Here is a 17,323-nt window from a genome sequence, read left to right as displayed (position 1 = left end):
TTATTGCACTGGACAGTATTGCTAGAGGTATAAAATTTTACGATGAAATAACGTTAAAAATACAAAACATTTCACAAAATCCTTTTCTTTATCGAAAAAGAGCAGACGATGTAAACACACGAGAATTGATATATAAAGGGTATGTAATACCTTTTGAAATCGATAGTAACCATCACAAGATCATTATATTGGGGATTTTTAGTCAAAATCTTTGGAATTAAACCACCTATACGCTATCTGCATTAAACCCAGCAAAAAAATCTATAGCCGTAAAAAATTGGACAAGATGTCACTATAGACAATATACGTCTATTAATGTCATTATAATGTTCAAATCAAACAAGCAATATTTACAATTAGGATTTTACCATGGCAACCAGTCAAACCACCAGTCAAACCAAATGTGTCTTAGAACTGCTCAAACGATTCAATGATGGCAAGATCGTCTGCATCGAAGCGTTACAAAGTGACATGGATTGGTGGAATGACACGCGGCAAGAGCCGATGAGTGAAAAAAGCATCCGTCGTGATCTGGATGTTATCAAAGAGTATTTTCCCGATAGCTTTGAGTTGATCCGTGGAGGGAAGGGAGAGAAAGGGTGTTATAAAGCGATTACCAAAGGGGTGTTTGACAATATCCTCAATCAAGAGACGATGGCGTTGATCGTTCAAACCGTCAATATCGCACAACAAAACAACATGTTAGATCGGCTCAACATCGATGAGAGTGATAAAAAGATCCTCCAAAAACAGATCGATAAGTCTAAAGAGTGCTATGAGTTTATCTCCAAATCCTACGAGTAATATCGTTTGAGGTGACCCAAGCACTGGAGGTGGAGAGCCTTATCAAAAGCTGGATGCCACACATGAGAGTGATTGAGCCTCAATCGTTGAAAGAGAAGATTGAGGCGGATTTAAAACTATGGGCAGAGATGTTTAAACTGGATGACTTTATCTCTGAAATCCAAAAAGAGCACTCGGGTAGTTTTGAAGGTGAAAAATCAGTTGGTTTTATAAATCACTGATGATGTAGCCGAAAAAAATAGGTTACTTTTTCAATAAAACGTGCATATAAGTGACATATAGACTATATAAAATTTACTTTTGTTACGAAAAATAACACTTTGTCGTAAGTCTATTCATTTCAGATGTTCCTTATCGTTACAAGGAAATAAAAATATTAGAGCTATAAGGGTTTGTTTAATTCTCTTTTTGTTATAGTGCAACAACTGTTTTTATAAAAACCGTATATCGTAGTAGAGGGTTCCTCTGCTATGGAATATGCCATCAACCACAAAAAGGTCGGAACTATGGAGCATTACAACGTAGCAAATCCCTATTTTGGGGTATTTGTACTGTTTGTGTTAACGTTTGGTGCATTTTATGCCACAACTGTCATTGCACGGATCGCGAGCCGCGCATTAGCAGCTAAAGATACTGAAAAAATTAAACTATCGGTTTATGAATGTGGACCGGAAGTAACAAAACAACCAAACCGTATATCAACGCAGTTTTATCTGTTTGCGTTATTGTTTTTACTGTTTGATGTGGAGATCGTTTTCATGTTTCCGTGGGCGATCGACTTTAAATTGCTAGGCTGGTTTGGGTTTGTTGAGATGATGATGTTCATCTTGTTACTCGTTATCGGATTTGTTTATGCGTGGAAGAAAGGGGCTCTCGAATGGCACAACATCAAGTAAATTATCTAAAAGACGGCGGACTTCCCGTCGCTTTGACGACAATCGACAAAGTGGTCAACTGGGGTCGATCCAACTCCCTTTGGGCATTGACGTATGGTTTGGCATGTTGCGGTATCGAAATGATGGCTTCGGGTGCATCTCGTTATGACTTTGACCGTTTTGGTACGATTTTCCGCGCTTCTCCACGTCAAGCAGAGCTAATGGTTGTTGCAGGAACATTGACGAAAAAACATGCTGAGTTTATCCGCCGTTTGTACGATCAAATGACGGAACCGAAATGGGTCATCTCTATGGGTTCATGTGCGAATACCGGCGGTATGTTTAACACTTATGCAACCGTTCAGGGCGTTGATCGTGTTATCCCTGTTGATTTGTATCTCCCTGGCTGTGCTCCACGCCCTGAGACATTGCAATACGCGGTATTGTTACTCCAACAAAAAATTCGACGTGAGAGTGCATCCCGTGCTCAAAAACCAAAAAGGTTGATGTAATGAGAGCTTACACCCCTAAAGACAATGTACAAAAGAAACCCTATTACACCGATCGTTACTGGGTTGCTCCTCAAGTAGCAAAGAACGATGTCTCTTCAGATGAGGTATTTGCCGCTGATCTCGAAGCGATAAAAGCGAAGTTCGAGGTTTTGGATGCCTATATCCAAGTGAAACAAATGGTCGTTGTCATCAATGCGTGCGACAATTTCAGCGTCATTGAATTGATGAAAAACGAGTTAGATTATAATCAACTCTCCGAACTCTCAGCTATCGATTGGTTAGCAGATGAAGGAAAATTTGAGATTTTCTACCAAATGCTCAGTATGTCCAAACGCAAACGTATCCGTGTAAAATGCAAGATAGATGAAAAAGAGTCGATCCAAAGCCTCTCTTCTCTTTTCCGCTCTGCCGACTGGTCTGAGCGTGAAATGTACGACATGTTCGGTGTGGTAGTTAATAACCATCCGTTTATGAAACGTATCTTGATGCCGGATGATTGGGAAGGGTTCCCTCTTCGTAAAAACTATCCTCTCCAAGGGGATGAGTTTGCCCAATGGTATGAAGTGGATAAAATCTTTGGTAAAGAAGCACGTGAGATTATCGGACCTGAAAACCGTGATCCTGCTCGTGTGGATCGTTACGACACCGAACGTTTTGCCCGTTTGGGTCATGAAGTCCCTCGCGGTGCCGACATCAGCCAAGGTGAACCGGATACTCCGTTATGCTACCAAGAGAATGAGGGGGTATTCCTCATCCAAAAATTTGACGCAGAAAAAAGCGTTGTGATCTCTGATCGCGATCGTTAAGGAATTACAGTATGCAACAAGCCAATAGATTACGACCTTTTTTTGAAAACATTACGTTTGACCGTGCCGATAATGAACTGATCCTTAACTTCGGGCCTCAACACCCATCGGCACACGGACAGCTCAGATTAATGCTCCATTTGCAACAAGAGCAGATCACGAAAGCCCATCCGGATATCGGATACCTCCATCGCGGTATGGAGAAAATGGCGGAAAACATGATCTACAACGAGTTCATGCCGACAACGGATCGTATGGACTATATCGCTTCAAGCTCAAACAACTACGGCTTTGCGTTGGCGGTAGAAGAGCTGATCGGGCTTGACGTTCCTCGCCGTGCCAAAGTGATTCGTATGATGCTTTTGGAAACAAACCGCCTTATGTCTCACCTTTTCTGGTTGGCGACAACGGCGCTCGACATCGGTGCTATGACCGTTTTCTTGTTCGCATTCCGTGAGCGTGAGTACTTGATGGACTTGATCGAAGATTATTGTGGTGCACGTTTGACCCATGCGGCAATCCGTATCGGTGGCGTACCGCTCGATCTACCGGATAACTTTATCGCCGATTTGCGTAAATTTCTCGATAAATTGCCGGAAAATATCAAAGACTACGAAGACCTTCTCGATACGAACCGTATTTGGTTGATGCGTATGGAGAATGTCGGGGTTATCTCTAAAGAGATGGCTCTTAGTTGGGGATGTTCAGGGGTAATGCTCCGTGCATCGGGCGTCGAGTGGGATATCCGTAAAGAAGAGCCGTATGAGCTCTATAATGAAGTGGAATTCAATGTTCCTGTCTCCGACAAAGGGGACAACTATGCCCGTTATAAACTCTATATGGCAGAGATGCGCGAGTCCGCGAAAATCTTGTACCAAGTGATCGATATGTATGCTGGGACATCACCTGAGCTTATGGCACATGCACCGCAATACATCTCTGCACCGAAAATTGACATCATGACTCAAAACTACTCGTTGATGCAACACTTTGTTCTTGTGACTCAGGGGATGCGTCCTCCGGTAGGAGAGGTGTATGTGGCGACCGAATCACCTAAAGGGGAGCTTGGATATTACATCAACTCTCAAGGTGGAGCGTATCCATACCGTTTAAAACTTCGTGCGCCGTCATTCTGGCATACTGGGATTTTGACCGACTTATTGCCGGGTCACTATATTCCGGACGTTGTATCTATCATCGGGACGACCAACATCGTCTTCGGTGAAGTTGACCGCTAAAAGGAGCATGCAGTGAAACGTTACGATTTACGTCATTTAAAAGAGAACTTTACAGGCCGCATGTCCGACATTATCAAAAATGAAGCCGCTAACGGTGAAGTGTTGATTTTCTTGTTTGAAATCGGTGATTTTACCCCTATACAGCAATCGGCTGATTTGGTAAAAGAGCTTGGGTGTGAACTCATGAACTCGTTGAAATTCAACGAAGCTGACTGGACCATTGTGGTCAAGAAATAAGGAATCGTTGTGAGTAAAGTCTATTTCTCCACGTGGCGGGGTGAGCAAATCAACAACATCGGCAAAACTGACGATGCTTGGGAAAAATCGGCTTATAACCTCCCGTTGGAATACAACGAGCACGCTCACTCCAAAGCGTTTATTGGCTGGGATGGGGTAGCTCTTTTCAATCCGGATGTCGATGTCGTTCGTCTTGCAACAGAATATGCGGCACAGTATCAGGTCTATTCCGAAGCGTGTGGACGCTGTGCACCGGGACGATGGGGCGGACGCATTTTATACGATTTACTCGATAAAATCGCACGCGGAGAGGGTTCGATTTCCGATATGGAGCACCTCAAAGAGGTTTCTCGTACAATGCAAGAGACTTCTAAATGTGAGATTGGTAAAACGGTTCCTAATCCCCTTTTGGATTTGATGACCCATTTTGAGTCAGAGTTTATGGCGTGTATCGAGAAGCAAAAACCCTCAAAACACTACCATTTGGAAGATACTAGCTATATCGCGAAAATCACCGCTCCGTGTATGGATGCCTGTCCGGCGCATGTTGATATTCCGGCGTATATCGAGGGTGTTCGCGATTTGCGTTTTGATGATTCATTGATGGCGACACGTCAAACGATGCCTCTTGCACATACCTGTGGTCGTGTTTGCCCTCATCCGTGTGAGAGTGAATGTCGTAGAACGAATCTTGATGAGCCAATTTCGATCATGGAGCTCAAACGCCTCGGTGCCGATTATGAGACCGATCACGGTTTCGGATTTTTCCACCCGAGTGAGAAAAAACCAAGCATTGGCAAAAAAGTAGCTGTTATTGGTGCGGGTCCTGCAGGGCTTACAGGAGCTTATTATTTGGCACTGGACGGAATTGACGTCGATGTGTATGAAGAACTTCCGGTTCTTGGGGGTGAAGTAGCGGTCGGCGTTCCGGAATACCGTATGCCGATTGACAAATACAACCAAGACATCGAATCGGTACGTTCATTGGGGGTGAATTTTATCACCAATACCAAAGTAACCGCTGATATGATGCGTCAGTTCGAGAATGATTACGATGCAACATTGGTGGCAACAGGTACCCGTATATCGAAAAAAGTGTATTGTGACAATGAACGCCCTGAGATTCAGGGATATTGGGGCGCGATCGACTTTTTGGATAAAGTCAATCTCCAAGTTAAATATAACATTATGGTTCCCGAAGGGGATCAAAAACAACATATGCTTCTTACTGATTTTGTTGACTTAACCGGAAAAACATTAGTATGTGTTGGTGGTGGATTTACCTCTATGGACGTTGTTCGCTGTGCCATTCGTGCAAATGCTACAAAAGTGGTAATGTTATACCGCCGTGATGAAAAAACTATCATTAAAAATACAACCTATGAAGAGTATCACGAAGCAGTCGAAGAGGGTGTTGAATTTATTTTTCACTCAGCTGTAGCGGAAATGAAAGATGAAAATGATATTCTTAAATCACTTATTGTTGATCGTTTCGAACTTGTACCTGATCCAAATGGCGGACGTCCGACGTTAGAGAAAATTGAAGGGGCAAGTTTTGAGATAGAGTGTGATTATCTTATCCCTGCCGTTTCTCAAAGTGCTGATTTGAAACTTCTTCCGGAAGAGTGGGAAATTGAGCGTACCTCATGGGCAACGATCAAAACCAATGGAAAAGATTACATGACATCTCGCAAGGGTATTTTTGCTGCAGGAGACTGTGAATACGGTCCAATGACTATCGTTAATGCTGTCGGTCAGGCTAAACGTGCCGCATCGGTAATGTCACGTTATGTGCTAAGCGGTGAAATCACTTTAAGTGATGATGAGATTATGGAAGATCACTTACGTAAACTCAAAGTCTATGATAAAAAAGAGAAAATTGTGGGATGGCTTCCGGGATTGCCACGTCAACATAGTGAGGTTCTTACGGTAGCTGAACGTAAATATAACAATCGTGAAGTAAAATATGGCTTTACTCAAGAAGAGGCACTCGCAGAGGCGGAACGCTGTATGCGCTGTTACTATATCGCGATGGTCGCACATTAAAGGGGGATGGATGATTAACTTTACGATTAACAATCAACCCGTTACGGCGCAAAAGGGCGAAACAATCCTCCAAGCGGCACGTAAAGCGGGATTTTATATCCCAACTATGTGTTATCTGGAGAAAACGACTCCGTGTGCATCATGCCGTTTGTGTGTGGTTGAAACGGATAAAACTGACGGATTGATCCTTAGCTGTCAAACTCCCCCTACTGAAGGGCTCTCAGTTAGTATTGATTCAGATCGTTTAAAGCAAGAACGAACCAACATCATGCGTCTTTATGATGTGAATCACCCGTTAGAGTGTGGCGTGTGTGACAAATCAGGGGCGTGTGAACTTCAAAATAAAACATTGGAGTTTGGCGTTTCAGCACAGCATTTCAGTGCGAAGGATCAACATCGTAAAATAGAGCATTGGGGACTCATAAACTATGATCCTTCTTTATGTATTTTATGTGAAAAGTGTGTTCATGTTTGTAATGAGATTATCGGGGATGATGCGATTGAACTTCAATTCGGTGGATACAAATCATCGGTTATTCCGAAAAATAGCGATAAGCTTGATTGTACCTTCTGCGGAGAGTGTATCGCGGTATGTCCGGTTGGGGCTTTAGTGAGCCGTGATTTCCAATACAGTGCCAATGCATGGGAGCTTACTCAGATCCCTGCGACGTGTGCCCACTGTTCAGCGGGATGCTCATTGATGTATGAAGTGCGTCACACCTCAAACTCTGTTGCGGCAAAAGAGAAAATCTATCGCGTTACGAATGATTTTGAACACACAACGCTTTGCGGTGCGGGACGATTCGGATTCGATTTTGCTGTCGATGGGAAAAAAGATAAAGTCGAATTGGCAAAAGCGGTAGCTTCGGTTCAAAATGCGACGGCTATCCGTTTTAATTCTCTCATTACCAATGAAGAGGCGATGATTCTTCAATTACTTAAAGAGAAATTAGGGCTTAAGCTCTATAATGAGGAAGCACGTGTTTACCAAAATTTTATGAGTGCATTTAGCTCTATTAGCGGTAAAGTAGGATTTAGCGGAAGCATGGATGCGATTAAGCAGAGCGACGGGATTATTGTTATTGGCGGACGTATCAGTACTGATAACCCATCTGTTCGTTATGCAATGACAACGGCAGCTCGTCATCGAGGAGCTAAAATTGTTTATATGCATCCGTTGGAAGATGAACTTCTCCAAAACGTTGTGACTCAATTTGTTAAATACGAAGTGGGAACCGAAGAGGGTGTTGTGGCGATGCTTGCAAAAACACTTCTTGAGGGTATTGATCTATCGGATAAGATAGAAAGTTTTTTTAATGGACTTGATGAAGGGTATCTATGCGCTGAGAGTAATGTCGGTGATGAAGAATACGCGCGTATTGCTAAATCCATGGCGAGAGCGAAACGTAAAACATTGGTAATCGGTAGCGATGTCTTGACACATAAACGTGCTGAGAATATTGCCAAACTCTGTGCATTGCTAGAAAGTTATACCGAGTTTTCAATTGTTGTTATTCCACCAAGCGTCAACACGATTGGCGTATCGCTGATCTGTGATTTAGATGTGGATAATGGCAGTGATTCGGTTGTTGGTTACAATGCAGCAGGCGATTATATTATGGGCTCACTCGGTGATGTTAATCTTGTGTTGCCATCTCTTAATTCTCAAGAGGGGACATTCGTTAGCATTAATTATCAGGTTCTCCCGACCAATGTTGCGGTAGCTTATGAAGGTTATACGCTGAACGATATAGCAAATGTTCTAGGAATGATTGCAGAATATACGATTGATTATACCGCTAGACTTCCTATATCGAAAGGATTTAACGGATCATCCTTTGATGATTTAGGAAATTTTTACAGCACTTTGGGTGAGGATAATCGGGGATATTTCTTAGAAAATGTTGATATTGAAGAGGTTGGAATATTAGAAGAAATTGATGAATTACCAGAGTTTAACGGTACCGTAGTGTACCGCTGTAATCCGGTTAATCAATTTAACGGTTATACAGCTCGGAGTGAACAGCTCGAAAAAGAGGCAGCATTACGCGGTTCAGCGCAATTTGCAGCAGCTGCAAAAATCAGTGATGGTGATAAAATTCGGGTTGAATTTTCTCACAGTACACAAGAACGAATTTTTAAACTCGATTCGACTTTAAAAGGGACGATTGCACTAGTGCCGGCATACGATATCGAATTTGGTGGTTTGAATGAACAATATCGTTTTGAAAAGGTAAAAATTATGAGGATGGAGAGTGAATCATGAATAAAATCACGATTACCATAGACGGTCGTTCTGTCCAAACGCAAGAAGGTGAATATATCCTTAATGCGGCGCGGGCAAATGGGATATTTATCCCTGCGATTTGTTATTTGACACGATGCTCACCGACGTTGGCATGCCGTATTTGTCTTGTCGAAGCCGATGGTAAACAAGTTTATGCGTGTAATGCAAAAGCCAAAGCGGGGATGGATATTACCACTACGACACCGAATATTCTGGCAGAACGTCGAGCAATTATGGAAGTTTATGATGTGAACCATCCTCTGGAATGCGGCGTATGCGACCAATCGGGTGAGTGCGAGCTTCAAAACTATACGTTGGAAGTGGGTGTCGATTCACAAACGTACTCGATCAAAGATACCCATAAACCGGCACAAAACTGGGGCTTGATCCATTATGATCCGGCATTGTGTATTATGTGTGAGCGTTGTATTACCGTTTGTAAGGATATGATCGGGGATGCGGCACTCTCTACCGTTGCTCGTGGAAGTGATGCTATCGAAGCGGAATTCAAAGAGTCTATGCCTAAAGACGCCTATGCAATGTGGAACAAACTCAACAAATCACTGATTGCCCCTAACGGCGGCGATACTCTCGATTGTACGAACTGCGGTGAATGTACCTCTGTTTGTCCGGTCGGTGCATTGGTGAGCAATGATTATCAGTACACCTCAAATGCATGGGAACATACCCAGATCCCTGCAACGTGTGCCCATTGTTCGGCGGGATGTCAACTCAGCTACGATATTAAACACACCAGTATCGCAAACACCGATGCAAAAATCTACCGTGTCAAAAACGAGTGGAACTATGTCTCTCTCTGCGGTGCGGGACGTTATGGATATGATTTCGAAAACCGTGACGTGGTAAAAGATCCGGTTGCGTTTGAAGCTGCGATTGTTGCATTCAAAAAAGCCGATACCATCGCATTCACCTCTAGCATCACGAATGAAGAAGCATTGATCCTCCAACGCCTCAAAGAAAAATTGGGTGTTCGTTTGGTAAACAAAGAAGCATTAGCCCTCAAAAACTTTTTGAGCAGTTATAGCAGGATTAGTGGAAAATCACTTTACGGCGGAGATTTGAAAGCGGTTCATGAAGCTGATTTTGTTATCTCAATCGGAAGTGCCCTTAAAACGGATAATCCGAATGCCCGTTTTGCGATGAATAATGCCCTCTCAATGAACAAAGGAGCGGGGCTCTATTTTCATCCGATCAACGATCCTGTGATCGCGGATATGTCTAAAAACGTGACGCAGTTCAACCATGCTCCGATGATGGAAGAAGCGGCTTTGTATCTAATGCTTGATCTTTTCGGAGATAAAGCCGCTATGCCTTCATCTGTGGTAGAGTACCTCGCAACATTCCACTTCACAAAAACCGTAACCGTTGAAGAGAGCGTCGATGAAAAAGTGACCGAAACCGTTACGAAAATGGTTTTGAACGAAGAGAGCGGTGTCGAAGAAGAAGTTAGCGAAGAGGTTACCAAAACCGTGAAGAAAAAGGTGAGCAAAGAGGTTGAAGTGGACGAAAATGCCCTTTTTGCCCTTCTGAATGCTCCGACTGGCTTTGCGGATACGCTTACGAAATATTTGGCAAAAAAAGAGAACTTTGCCTTGATGGTTGGACCTGATCTTTACACTCACCCACATGCAGCAAACTGTGCACGCCTTGTGGCTTTGATCGAAAAATACACCGCATTTAGTGTCACCATGATCCCGAATCTTGCTAACACTTTGGGTGTAGCGATGATTTGTGATTTGGACGGTGAGCGCGGAAGTTATACCATCGGGTATAACACAGCGGGTGATTTCACTATTAGTGCGCTCGGTAAGGGTGATTTGGATATGCCATCACTCAATCAGCAAGAGGGGACAATGGTCAGTATTGACAAACGGGTCAATCCGACCAATGCAGCTCTTGGATATGGCGGATATGTTCTAAACGATATTGCCACTTCTCTAGGGGTTAGTGCAAAATTGACCGTCGATTACACGGCACAGCTTCCGATTGTGGCAGGATTTAAAAGAGTCGAATTCGATACCCTTCCAAATCATTACACCAACAGCGGTGAAGAGGTTCGAGGGTATTGTTTAGATATTCAAACTGTAGCGACGAGTGGTGAAGAGAGTGTTGCATCATTTGATGGAACCAAAGCAATCACTGACACCGTTGTCTATTTAGCGAATCCTGTATTGCAATTTTCACCGTTTAGTGCACGTGCACATCAACTTCAAGAAAATGGAGGTCTTTATGTCTCTAAATCGTCTATGGAATCTAACGGTTGGAGCGAAGGGGAACGCGTGCGTGTGAAAACATCGCGCGGTGAGCTGAGTGTCAACGTTATAGCCGATGGTAAAATAGAGGGGGATATCGCGTATCTTCCGACATTTGATACCGCTATCAATTCTGAGGCATTGTTTGACGGTTACCGTTTTACGTGCGTATCAATTCAAAAGGTGTAAAGCATGGATGTAGCATTCATTATAGAGACGATCGTTAAAATCGTTGTCATCTTGTTAATTTTCTCAGCGCTCGCAGGTCTAGGGACCTATTTTGAGCGTAAAGTGCTGGCGTTTATGCAACGCCGTCTTGGGCCGATGCACGTCGGACCATTCGGATTACTTCAAGTTGCGGCGGATGGGATTAAACTCTTTACCAAAGAGGATATCATTCCTCAAAACGTAGTTAAACCTATTTTTAAAATTGCACCGGTTATTACGGCAGCTACTGCATTTATGGCAGCAGCGGCTATCCCATTTTGGCCTCAATTTACCGTTATGGGATATACGGTACATCCGATTGTAGCTGATATTAATGTCGGTATTCTTTATGTGTTAGGGGTTATGGCGATAGGGTTATATGGACCACTTCTGGGTGGTATGGCATCGGCAAATAAATGGTCATTAATCTCAGCAGCACGTAGTGCGGCAGTTTTTATTTCGTATGAAGTTATTACAGGATTAGCATTATTGGCACCACTTATGATGGTAGGATCGTTGTCATTAATCGATATTAACAACTATCAAGCAGGTGGAATTGGAAATTGGATTGTTTGGTCACAACCGGTTGCATTTATTCTTTTTTGGATAGCGGCTTTTGCGGAGACTGGGCGTACACCATTTCACCTTGTCGCAAACGATCATGAAATTATTGACGGTTTCGGTACGGAATATTCGGGAATGCGCTGGGGTCTTTTCTTTATTGGAGAATACGCTAATATGTTCTTTATTTCGTTTGTTATCGCCATCATTTTCTTAGGCGGTTTTGGTGATGGTACCATTGCAGGAGCAATTCAGCTCTTGTTGAAAGTAGCATTTTTCTTTTTCTTTTTCCTTTGGACTCGTGCCGCATGGCCGGATATCCGACCTGACCAATTGATGTGGTTATGCTGGAAAGTATTAATGCCGATTGCCTTGATCAATGTTGTGATCACCGGCATCGTGATGATGTTCTAAGGAGGTTGGGTTATGCATCATGAAGAAGTATTTACTGATCGTAATGTGAGTGAATCATCTGCTTATTATTATGTTGATATTAAAGCTTATCCAACTAAGGGATGGGACAAGTTCAAGCAAGTTGTAAAACGTACCTTTAGTGGCGAGCTTTTTGTAGGGCTATGGGTAGTTATGCGTGAGATGATCAAATTTGATATTCATACGGTTCAATATCCATTGGAAAAATTGCCGATAGGTCCACGTTACCGCGCGGTTCATAAGCTTTTACGTTTATGGGAATCAGGGTATGAGCGTTGTATCGGATGCGGATTATGTGAAAAAATTTGTATCTCCGATTGTATCCGTATGGACACACGTATCGATGAGAACAGTCGTAAAGAGGTAACTGAATACAGTATTAATCTTGGACGTTGTATTTTCTGCGGCTATTGTGCTGAAGTGTGCCCTGAACTAGCTATCGTTCATGGGCAACGATATGAGAATGCCTCAGAACAACGTGCTCATTTCGTAATTAAAGATGATATGCTCACTCCGCTAGATCTGTTAAAGGCAGGTGAGCAAGCAGAATACCCAGGCTTCGGAGCCATCATCCCAGGAAGCGATGCGTCGGTCAAAAAGACCCCGTTAGCCTATTAAGGAGTTAAAGAAATGTTTGAAGCAATCGCTTTTTATCTGTTTGCTGCGCTTACGATTGTGATGTTTACCATCACGGTTATGACCAGTCAGGCATTGTATGCTATTACTGCAATGGCGGCGGGGATGATTTTTATCTCGGCATTCTTTTTTATTTTGGGTGCTGACTTTTTAGGAGCTATTCAAATTATTGTTTATACGGGTGCCGTTATGGCATTGTATGCATTTGGGATGATGTTTTTCGATACTACCCGTAATGTGGTTGAAAAACGCTCCAACCCACAAATCGTTTTCGTTTTGGGTATTTTGGCAGCAGTGATGGTGGTAGCGATTTTTGTAGCACCGATCGTATCGAATAATATCCATGCTTTGTACCCTATCCAAGAGGGTGTTGGTAATTCACAGGCAGTCGGTATGGTTCTTTTCACAAAATACCTTGTTCCGTTCGAATTGGCGGCAGTCATGTTGCTTGTTGCCATGATCAGCGGGATTGTTTTGGCTGGTAAAAAAATGGATAAATCGTTAACGTTGATGGCGGAAGAAGATATCGCTTTGGCGCATCCTAATCATGAATCTCACCATACAGGAGGACACTGATGGAAGTAACATTAACACATTATCTTGTTTTGTCCACTATATTGTTTGCAATTGGTTTAATTGGGATTATGCGTCGTAAAAATCTTTTGATGCTCTTTTTTGCAACAGAGATTTTATTGAATGCAACCAATATTGGTTTTGCGGCGATATCTCATTATATTGGTGATTTAAGTGGTCAAATGTTTGCATTTTTCATTATCGCGATTGCAGCATCTGAAGTTGCGGTAGGATTAGGTCTTCTCATCGTATGGTATAAACGTACCGGTAAAATCGACCTAGATCAAATGAATTCAATGCGAGGATAGACCATGGAACTTTATTTATATATTGCACTGTTTTCTCCACTTATAGGGTCACTTTATGCAGCTCTATTCGCTGCATCACCTAAATCAAAGCATGTCGGGATCGTGGCATCGGGATTATTGTTTACTTCCTTTGTGAGCAGTGCGATTTTGCTCTCTTATGTATTGGGTGGACACACGGTTCATGTTGAGATGATGACATGGATGGCGACGGGGGATCTTTATATCCCGTTTGGATTTGTGGTTGATCAAGTGAGTGTCGTGATGATGATGGTGGTTACCATCGTTTCTACGGTTGTTCATATCTACTCTATCGGGTATATGGATCACGACAAAGGATTCAACCGCTTTTTCTCATGGCTTTCGGCTTTCGTGTTCTCGATGATGGTACTCGTTATGAGTGATAACTTCGCAGGTCTTTTTATCGGATGGGAAGGGGTTGGTCTTTGTTCATGGGGATTGATCGGTTTTTGGTACCACAAAGAATCGGCAACATGGGCAGCAAACGAAGCGTTCATTATGAACCGTATCGCTGACCTTGGAATGTTGATCGGTATTTTCTTATTGTATTGGAACACGGGTTCACTTCAATACGATGTCGTATTTGCTGAAATCGGAAATCTTCCGTTAGTGGTTACCACATGGATCGGTATTTTTCTCTTTATCGGTGCGATGGGTAAATCGGCGCAGTTCCCACTCCATACATGGCTTGCTGACGCGATGGAAGGTCCTACTCCGGTTTCCGCATTGATCCACGCTGCGACGATGGTTACGGCTGGGGTTTATTTGGTCGTTCGTGCTAATCCGATTTATGATTTGATCCCGAATGTTGGACTTTTTATCGCCAGCCTTGGTGCATTTGTAGCATTATTTGCCGCTTCTATGGCACTTGTAAATCGTGATATGAAACGTATCATTGCCTACTCAACCCTCTCCCAGCTCGGATACATGTTCGTAGCGGCAGGGTTGGGAGCATACTGGGTAGCGTTGTTTCACCTTATGGCACACGCCTTTTTCAAAGCGTTGTTGTTCCTCGGTGCGGGTAACGTTATGCATGCGATGCACGATGAGCTTGACCCGTTCAAAATGGGTGGATTGCGTAAAGTGATGAAAGGGACATTTGTTATGATGACTCTTGCTTCGGTAGCACTTGCAGGTATCTATCCGTTTGCCGGATTTTTCTCTAAAGATTTGATTTTAGAGGTTGGATTTGTAGAACACCATTATGTGATCTATACCGTCTTGTTGTTGACTGCCGGTTTGACCGCATTTTACTCATTCCGCCTCGTTGCATTGATCTTTCACGGGGAAGAGCGTTACAAACTTTTCGGTATCCATCCGCACGAAGCGTATAAATTTATGCTCGTAGCAATGTCACCGCTTTTGGTATTGGCGATGATCGCCGGTGCATTTAAAATGACCTATTACCAATTGGTAATCAGTGTCTTACCGGATACGCAATACCATGTTCACAGTGAAATGACCTATTGGATTATGACGATCGGAACACAGTTATTTGTTATGGCAGCGATTGCGTTCGCGTACAAAAAATACAGTAACTGGAACAGTGTACCCGATGGTACCTCTAAAATGGAGAAGCGCTTCTGCTATAAACTACTATGGAACCAATATTACATTCCGAAGTTCTATGAGGAAGTATTTTCTAAACCGTATTTGGAACTCTCTAAAATTGCATGGAAACAAATCGATCTTAAAATCGTCGATGCAACGGTCGATGGAATCGCAAATATAATCTACAAAACGGGTGAAAATACACGTGATATACAAAACGGAAATTTATCAACAATGCTTCGTTGGATGGTTTTTGGTTTGGTCGTTTTAGTGGCGCTTGCCCTTGCCTTTAGCGTTGGATACAACGCGGTTGGCGCTTAAGGAGAAATGATGATAGATCATATTTTAACGCTTTTAATTTTCTTTCCGGCATTGGCAGCAATGTTTGGGTTTGTGGTGGCTAAGAATAGTATGAGAGCATACGGTATTGCTGTAGCATTTATCGAATTTGTTCTCTCATTGTGGCTTTGGTATTCGTACGATCCGATGGTTTCGGGGATGCAGTTTATGGAATCGATGCCTCTTATTCCGGCATTTGGTATTAACTACCTTCTCGGAGTTGATGGGATTTCTCTTTTTATTATTATCCTTTCAACCTTTTTTACCTTGATCGGTATTGCATCGTTGACAGAAACACGTCGTTTAAAAGATTTGATTATCACGTTGTTGTTCCTTGAGATGACAATGGTGGGTGTTTTTGCTGCATTGGATGCGATTGTGTTTTATGTATTTTGGGAACTCTCTCTTGTTCCGATGTTGTACATCATTGGTGCATGGGGCGGACCGCTTCGTATTTATGCGTCGGTCAAGTTTTTCCTTTATACATTTACTGGTTCATTGATAATGTTGGTCGGTATGCTCTTTATGGCGTACTTCTATTACCAAGCGACAGGGCAATGGAGTTTCTCAATCTTAGAGTGGTACCGTTTGATTTTGCCAGAGAATTTTCAACTTTGGTTGTTTGCGGCATTCTTTTTTGGTTTCGCGATCAAAGTTCCGATGTTTCCGTTTCACACATGGCTCCCGTATGCGCATGGTCAAGCACCAACCATTGGTTCGGTGATTTTGGCGGCAATTTTGCTCAAAATGGGAACCTATGCATTTGTCCGTTTCTCATTGCCGTTGTTCCCGGATGCATCCGTGTTTTTCATGTTCCCGATCGCGATTATCGCGATTATCATGATTATCTATACGGCGATGGTAGCGTATGCCCAAGAAGATATTAAACAAGTCGTCGCGTACAGCTCGGTTTCTCACATGGGGGTTATTATCCTTGGAACTTTTGCATTAAATGTAGAAGGTGTCAGTGGTTCAGTTTTCTTGATGCTAGCGCATGGGGTCGTTTCAGGGGCATTATTCTTACTTGTAGGAGTGATCTATGACCGACGTCATACTAAACTAATAAGTGAGTTTGGCGGTCTTGCAACAATAATGCCGCGCTATGCGACGATTTTTGGGATCATGATGATGGCTTCAGTTGGTTTACCATTGACCATTAACTTTGTCGGAGAGTTTTTGAGCCTGCTTGGTTTTTACAAACAATCACATGCATTAACCTTGACTGCAGGAGTTGCCATTATTGTAGGGGCTATTTATATGCTTAGTGCGTATAAAAAAATGTTTTTTGGCACGGTTACCAATGAAGAGAATAAAAATCTTAAAGATTTAAATAAAACAGAACTTATAGGGCTTATACCACTAACTATTGTAGCAATTTGGTTAGGAATTTACCCTAAGCCAGTATTAGAACCGATTAATAATAGTGTAGAATCCGTTATTCAATTGATGCATGATAAAGCACAAAGCACTGAAGCTAAAGCACGTATCCCGAATCTTTCAAATGATAATGGGAAAATTTCTCTACAGGAGGCGCACTAATGTTGGAGCCAATTAATGTTTCTTTAGCGTCGCTTAATTTAGCGACTTTAGCTCCGATGTTGATTGCTATCGTCGGTGCAT

Annotated in this window: 17 protein-coding genes; all 17 read left to right on the top strand. The window is 42.7% G+C overall.

What is annotated here, in order from left to right:
- Positions 1 to 221 (top strand): type II toxin-antitoxin system RelE/ParE family toxin (locus WA010_RS00150; protein WP_422555153.1); only part of this gene is annotated, 221 nt, incomplete at its 5' end.
- Between the two features lie 148 nt (positions 222 to 369).
- The gene (locus WA010_RS00145) at positions 370 to 804 is read left to right on the top strand and encodes a hypothetical protein (protein WP_422555152.1); all 435 of its coding nucleotides are present in this window, start codon (positions 370 to 372) and stop codon (positions 802 to 804) included.
- Between the two features lie 11 nt (positions 805 to 815).
- Positions 816 to 1,025: a hypothetical protein gene (locus WA010_RS00140; protein WP_422555151.1), complete on the top strand. Its 210-nt coding sequence runs from the start codon at positions 816 to 818 to the stop codon at positions 1,023 to 1,025.
- A gap of 285 nt (positions 1,026 to 1,310) precedes the next feature.
- Positions 1,311 to 1,700 carry an NAD(P)H-quinone oxidoreductase subunit 3 gene (locus tag WA010_RS00135; protein ID WP_422555154.1) on the top strand — a complete coding sequence of 130 codons (390 nt, stop codon included), beginning with the start codon at positions 1,311 to 1,313 and terminating at the stop codon, positions 1,698 to 1,700.
- A complete protein-coding gene (locus tag WA010_RS00130) occupies positions 1,682 to 2,191 on the top strand; it encodes a NuoB/complex I 20 kDa subunit family protein (RefSeq protein ID WP_013459129.1) in 510 nt (169 codons plus the stop codon). The genes WA010_RS00135 and WA010_RS00130 overlap by 19 nt, the downstream gene beginning before the upstream one ends.
- Entirely contained in the window at positions 2,191 to 2,997 is an 807-nt protein-coding gene (locus WA010_RS00125) for an NADH-quinone oxidoreductase subunit C (RefSeq protein WP_422555150.1), read from the top strand. The genes WA010_RS00130 and WA010_RS00125 overlap by 1 nt, the downstream gene beginning before the upstream one ends.
- An 11-nt stretch (positions 2,998 to 3,008) precedes the next feature.
- Positions 3,009 to 4,235 (top strand): NADH dehydrogenase (quinone) subunit D, encoded by a 1,227-nt coding sequence (nuoD, locus tag WA010_RS00120; RefSeq protein WP_422555149.1) that lies wholly within the window; start codon positions 3,009 to 3,011, stop codon positions 4,233 to 4,235.
- 12 nt (positions 4,236 to 4,247) lie between these two features.
- The gene (locus tag WA010_RS00115; RefSeq protein ID WP_422555148.1) at positions 4,248 to 4,472 is read left to right on the top strand and encodes an NADH-ubiquinone oxidoreductase subunit E family protein; all 225 of its coding nucleotides are present in this window, start codon (positions 4,248 to 4,250) and stop codon (positions 4,470 to 4,472) included.
- Between the two features lie 9 nt (positions 4,473 to 4,481).
- Positions 4,482 to 6,518, top strand: coding sequence for an FAD-dependent oxidoreductase (locus tag WA010_RS00110; protein WP_422555147.1), 2,037 nt, complete (start codon positions 4,482 to 4,484; stop codon positions 6,516 to 6,518).
- Between the two features lie 10 nt (positions 6,519 to 6,528).
- Positions 6,529 to 8,784 carry a 2Fe-2S iron-sulfur cluster-binding protein gene (locus WA010_RS00105; RefSeq protein ID WP_422555146.1) on the top strand — a complete coding sequence of 752 codons (2,256 nt, stop codon included), beginning with the start codon at positions 6,529 to 6,531 and terminating at the stop codon, positions 8,782 to 8,784.
- On the top strand, positions 8,781 to 11,267 hold the full coding sequence (locus tag WA010_RS00100) for an NADH-quinone oxidoreductase subunit G (protein ID WP_422555145.1): 2,487 nt from the start codon (positions 8,781 to 8,783) through the stop codon (positions 11,265 to 11,267). Before WA010_RS00105 ends, WA010_RS00100 begins: the two co-directional genes overlap by 4 nt.
- Before the next feature lie 3 nt (positions 11,268 to 11,270).
- Positions 11,271 to 12,260, top strand: a complete 990-nt coding sequence (nuoH, locus tag WA010_RS00095) for an NADH-quinone oxidoreductase subunit NuoH (protein WP_422555144.1) — start codon at positions 11,271 to 11,273, stop codon at positions 12,258 to 12,260.
- Positions 12,261 to 12,272: 12 nt separating this feature from the next.
- A complete protein-coding gene (gene nuoI, locus WA010_RS00090; RefSeq protein WP_422555143.1) occupies positions 12,273 to 12,896 on the top strand; it encodes an NADH-quinone oxidoreductase subunit NuoI in 624 nt (207 codons plus the stop codon).
- 12 nt (positions 12,897 to 12,908) lie between these two features.
- On the top strand, positions 12,909 to 13,490 hold the full coding sequence (locus WA010_RS00085; protein ID WP_422555142.1) for an NADH-quinone oxidoreductase subunit J: 582 nt from the start codon (positions 12,909 to 12,911) through the stop codon (positions 13,488 to 13,490).
- Positions 13,490 to 13,795, top strand: coding sequence for an NADH-quinone oxidoreductase subunit NuoK (nuoK, locus tag WA010_RS00080; protein ID WP_422555141.1), 306 nt, complete (start codon positions 13,490 to 13,492; stop codon positions 13,793 to 13,795). The genes WA010_RS00085 and nuoK overlap by 1 nt, the downstream gene beginning before the upstream one ends.
- Before the next feature lie 3 nt (positions 13,796 to 13,798).
- The gene (gene nuoL, locus WA010_RS00075) at positions 13,799 to 15,685 is read left to right on the top strand and encodes an NADH-quinone oxidoreductase subunit L (protein ID WP_422555140.1); all 1,887 of its coding nucleotides are present in this window, start codon (positions 13,799 to 13,801) and stop codon (positions 15,683 to 15,685) included.
- Between the two features lie 9 nt (positions 15,686 to 15,694).
- A complete protein-coding gene (locus WA010_RS00070) occupies positions 15,695 to 17,242 on the top strand; it encodes an NADH-quinone oxidoreductase subunit M (RefSeq protein WP_422555139.1) in 1,548 nt (515 codons plus the stop codon).
- Positions 17,243 to 17,323 lie beyond the last annotated feature (81 nt).

The sequence above is a fragment of the Sulfuricurvum sp. genome (assembly GCF_049305995.1).
Lineage (GTDB): Bacteria > Campylobacterota > Campylobacteria > Campylobacterales > Sulfurimonadaceae > Sulfuricurvum.
This window is presented reverse-complemented; position numbering and strand designations above follow the sequence as displayed.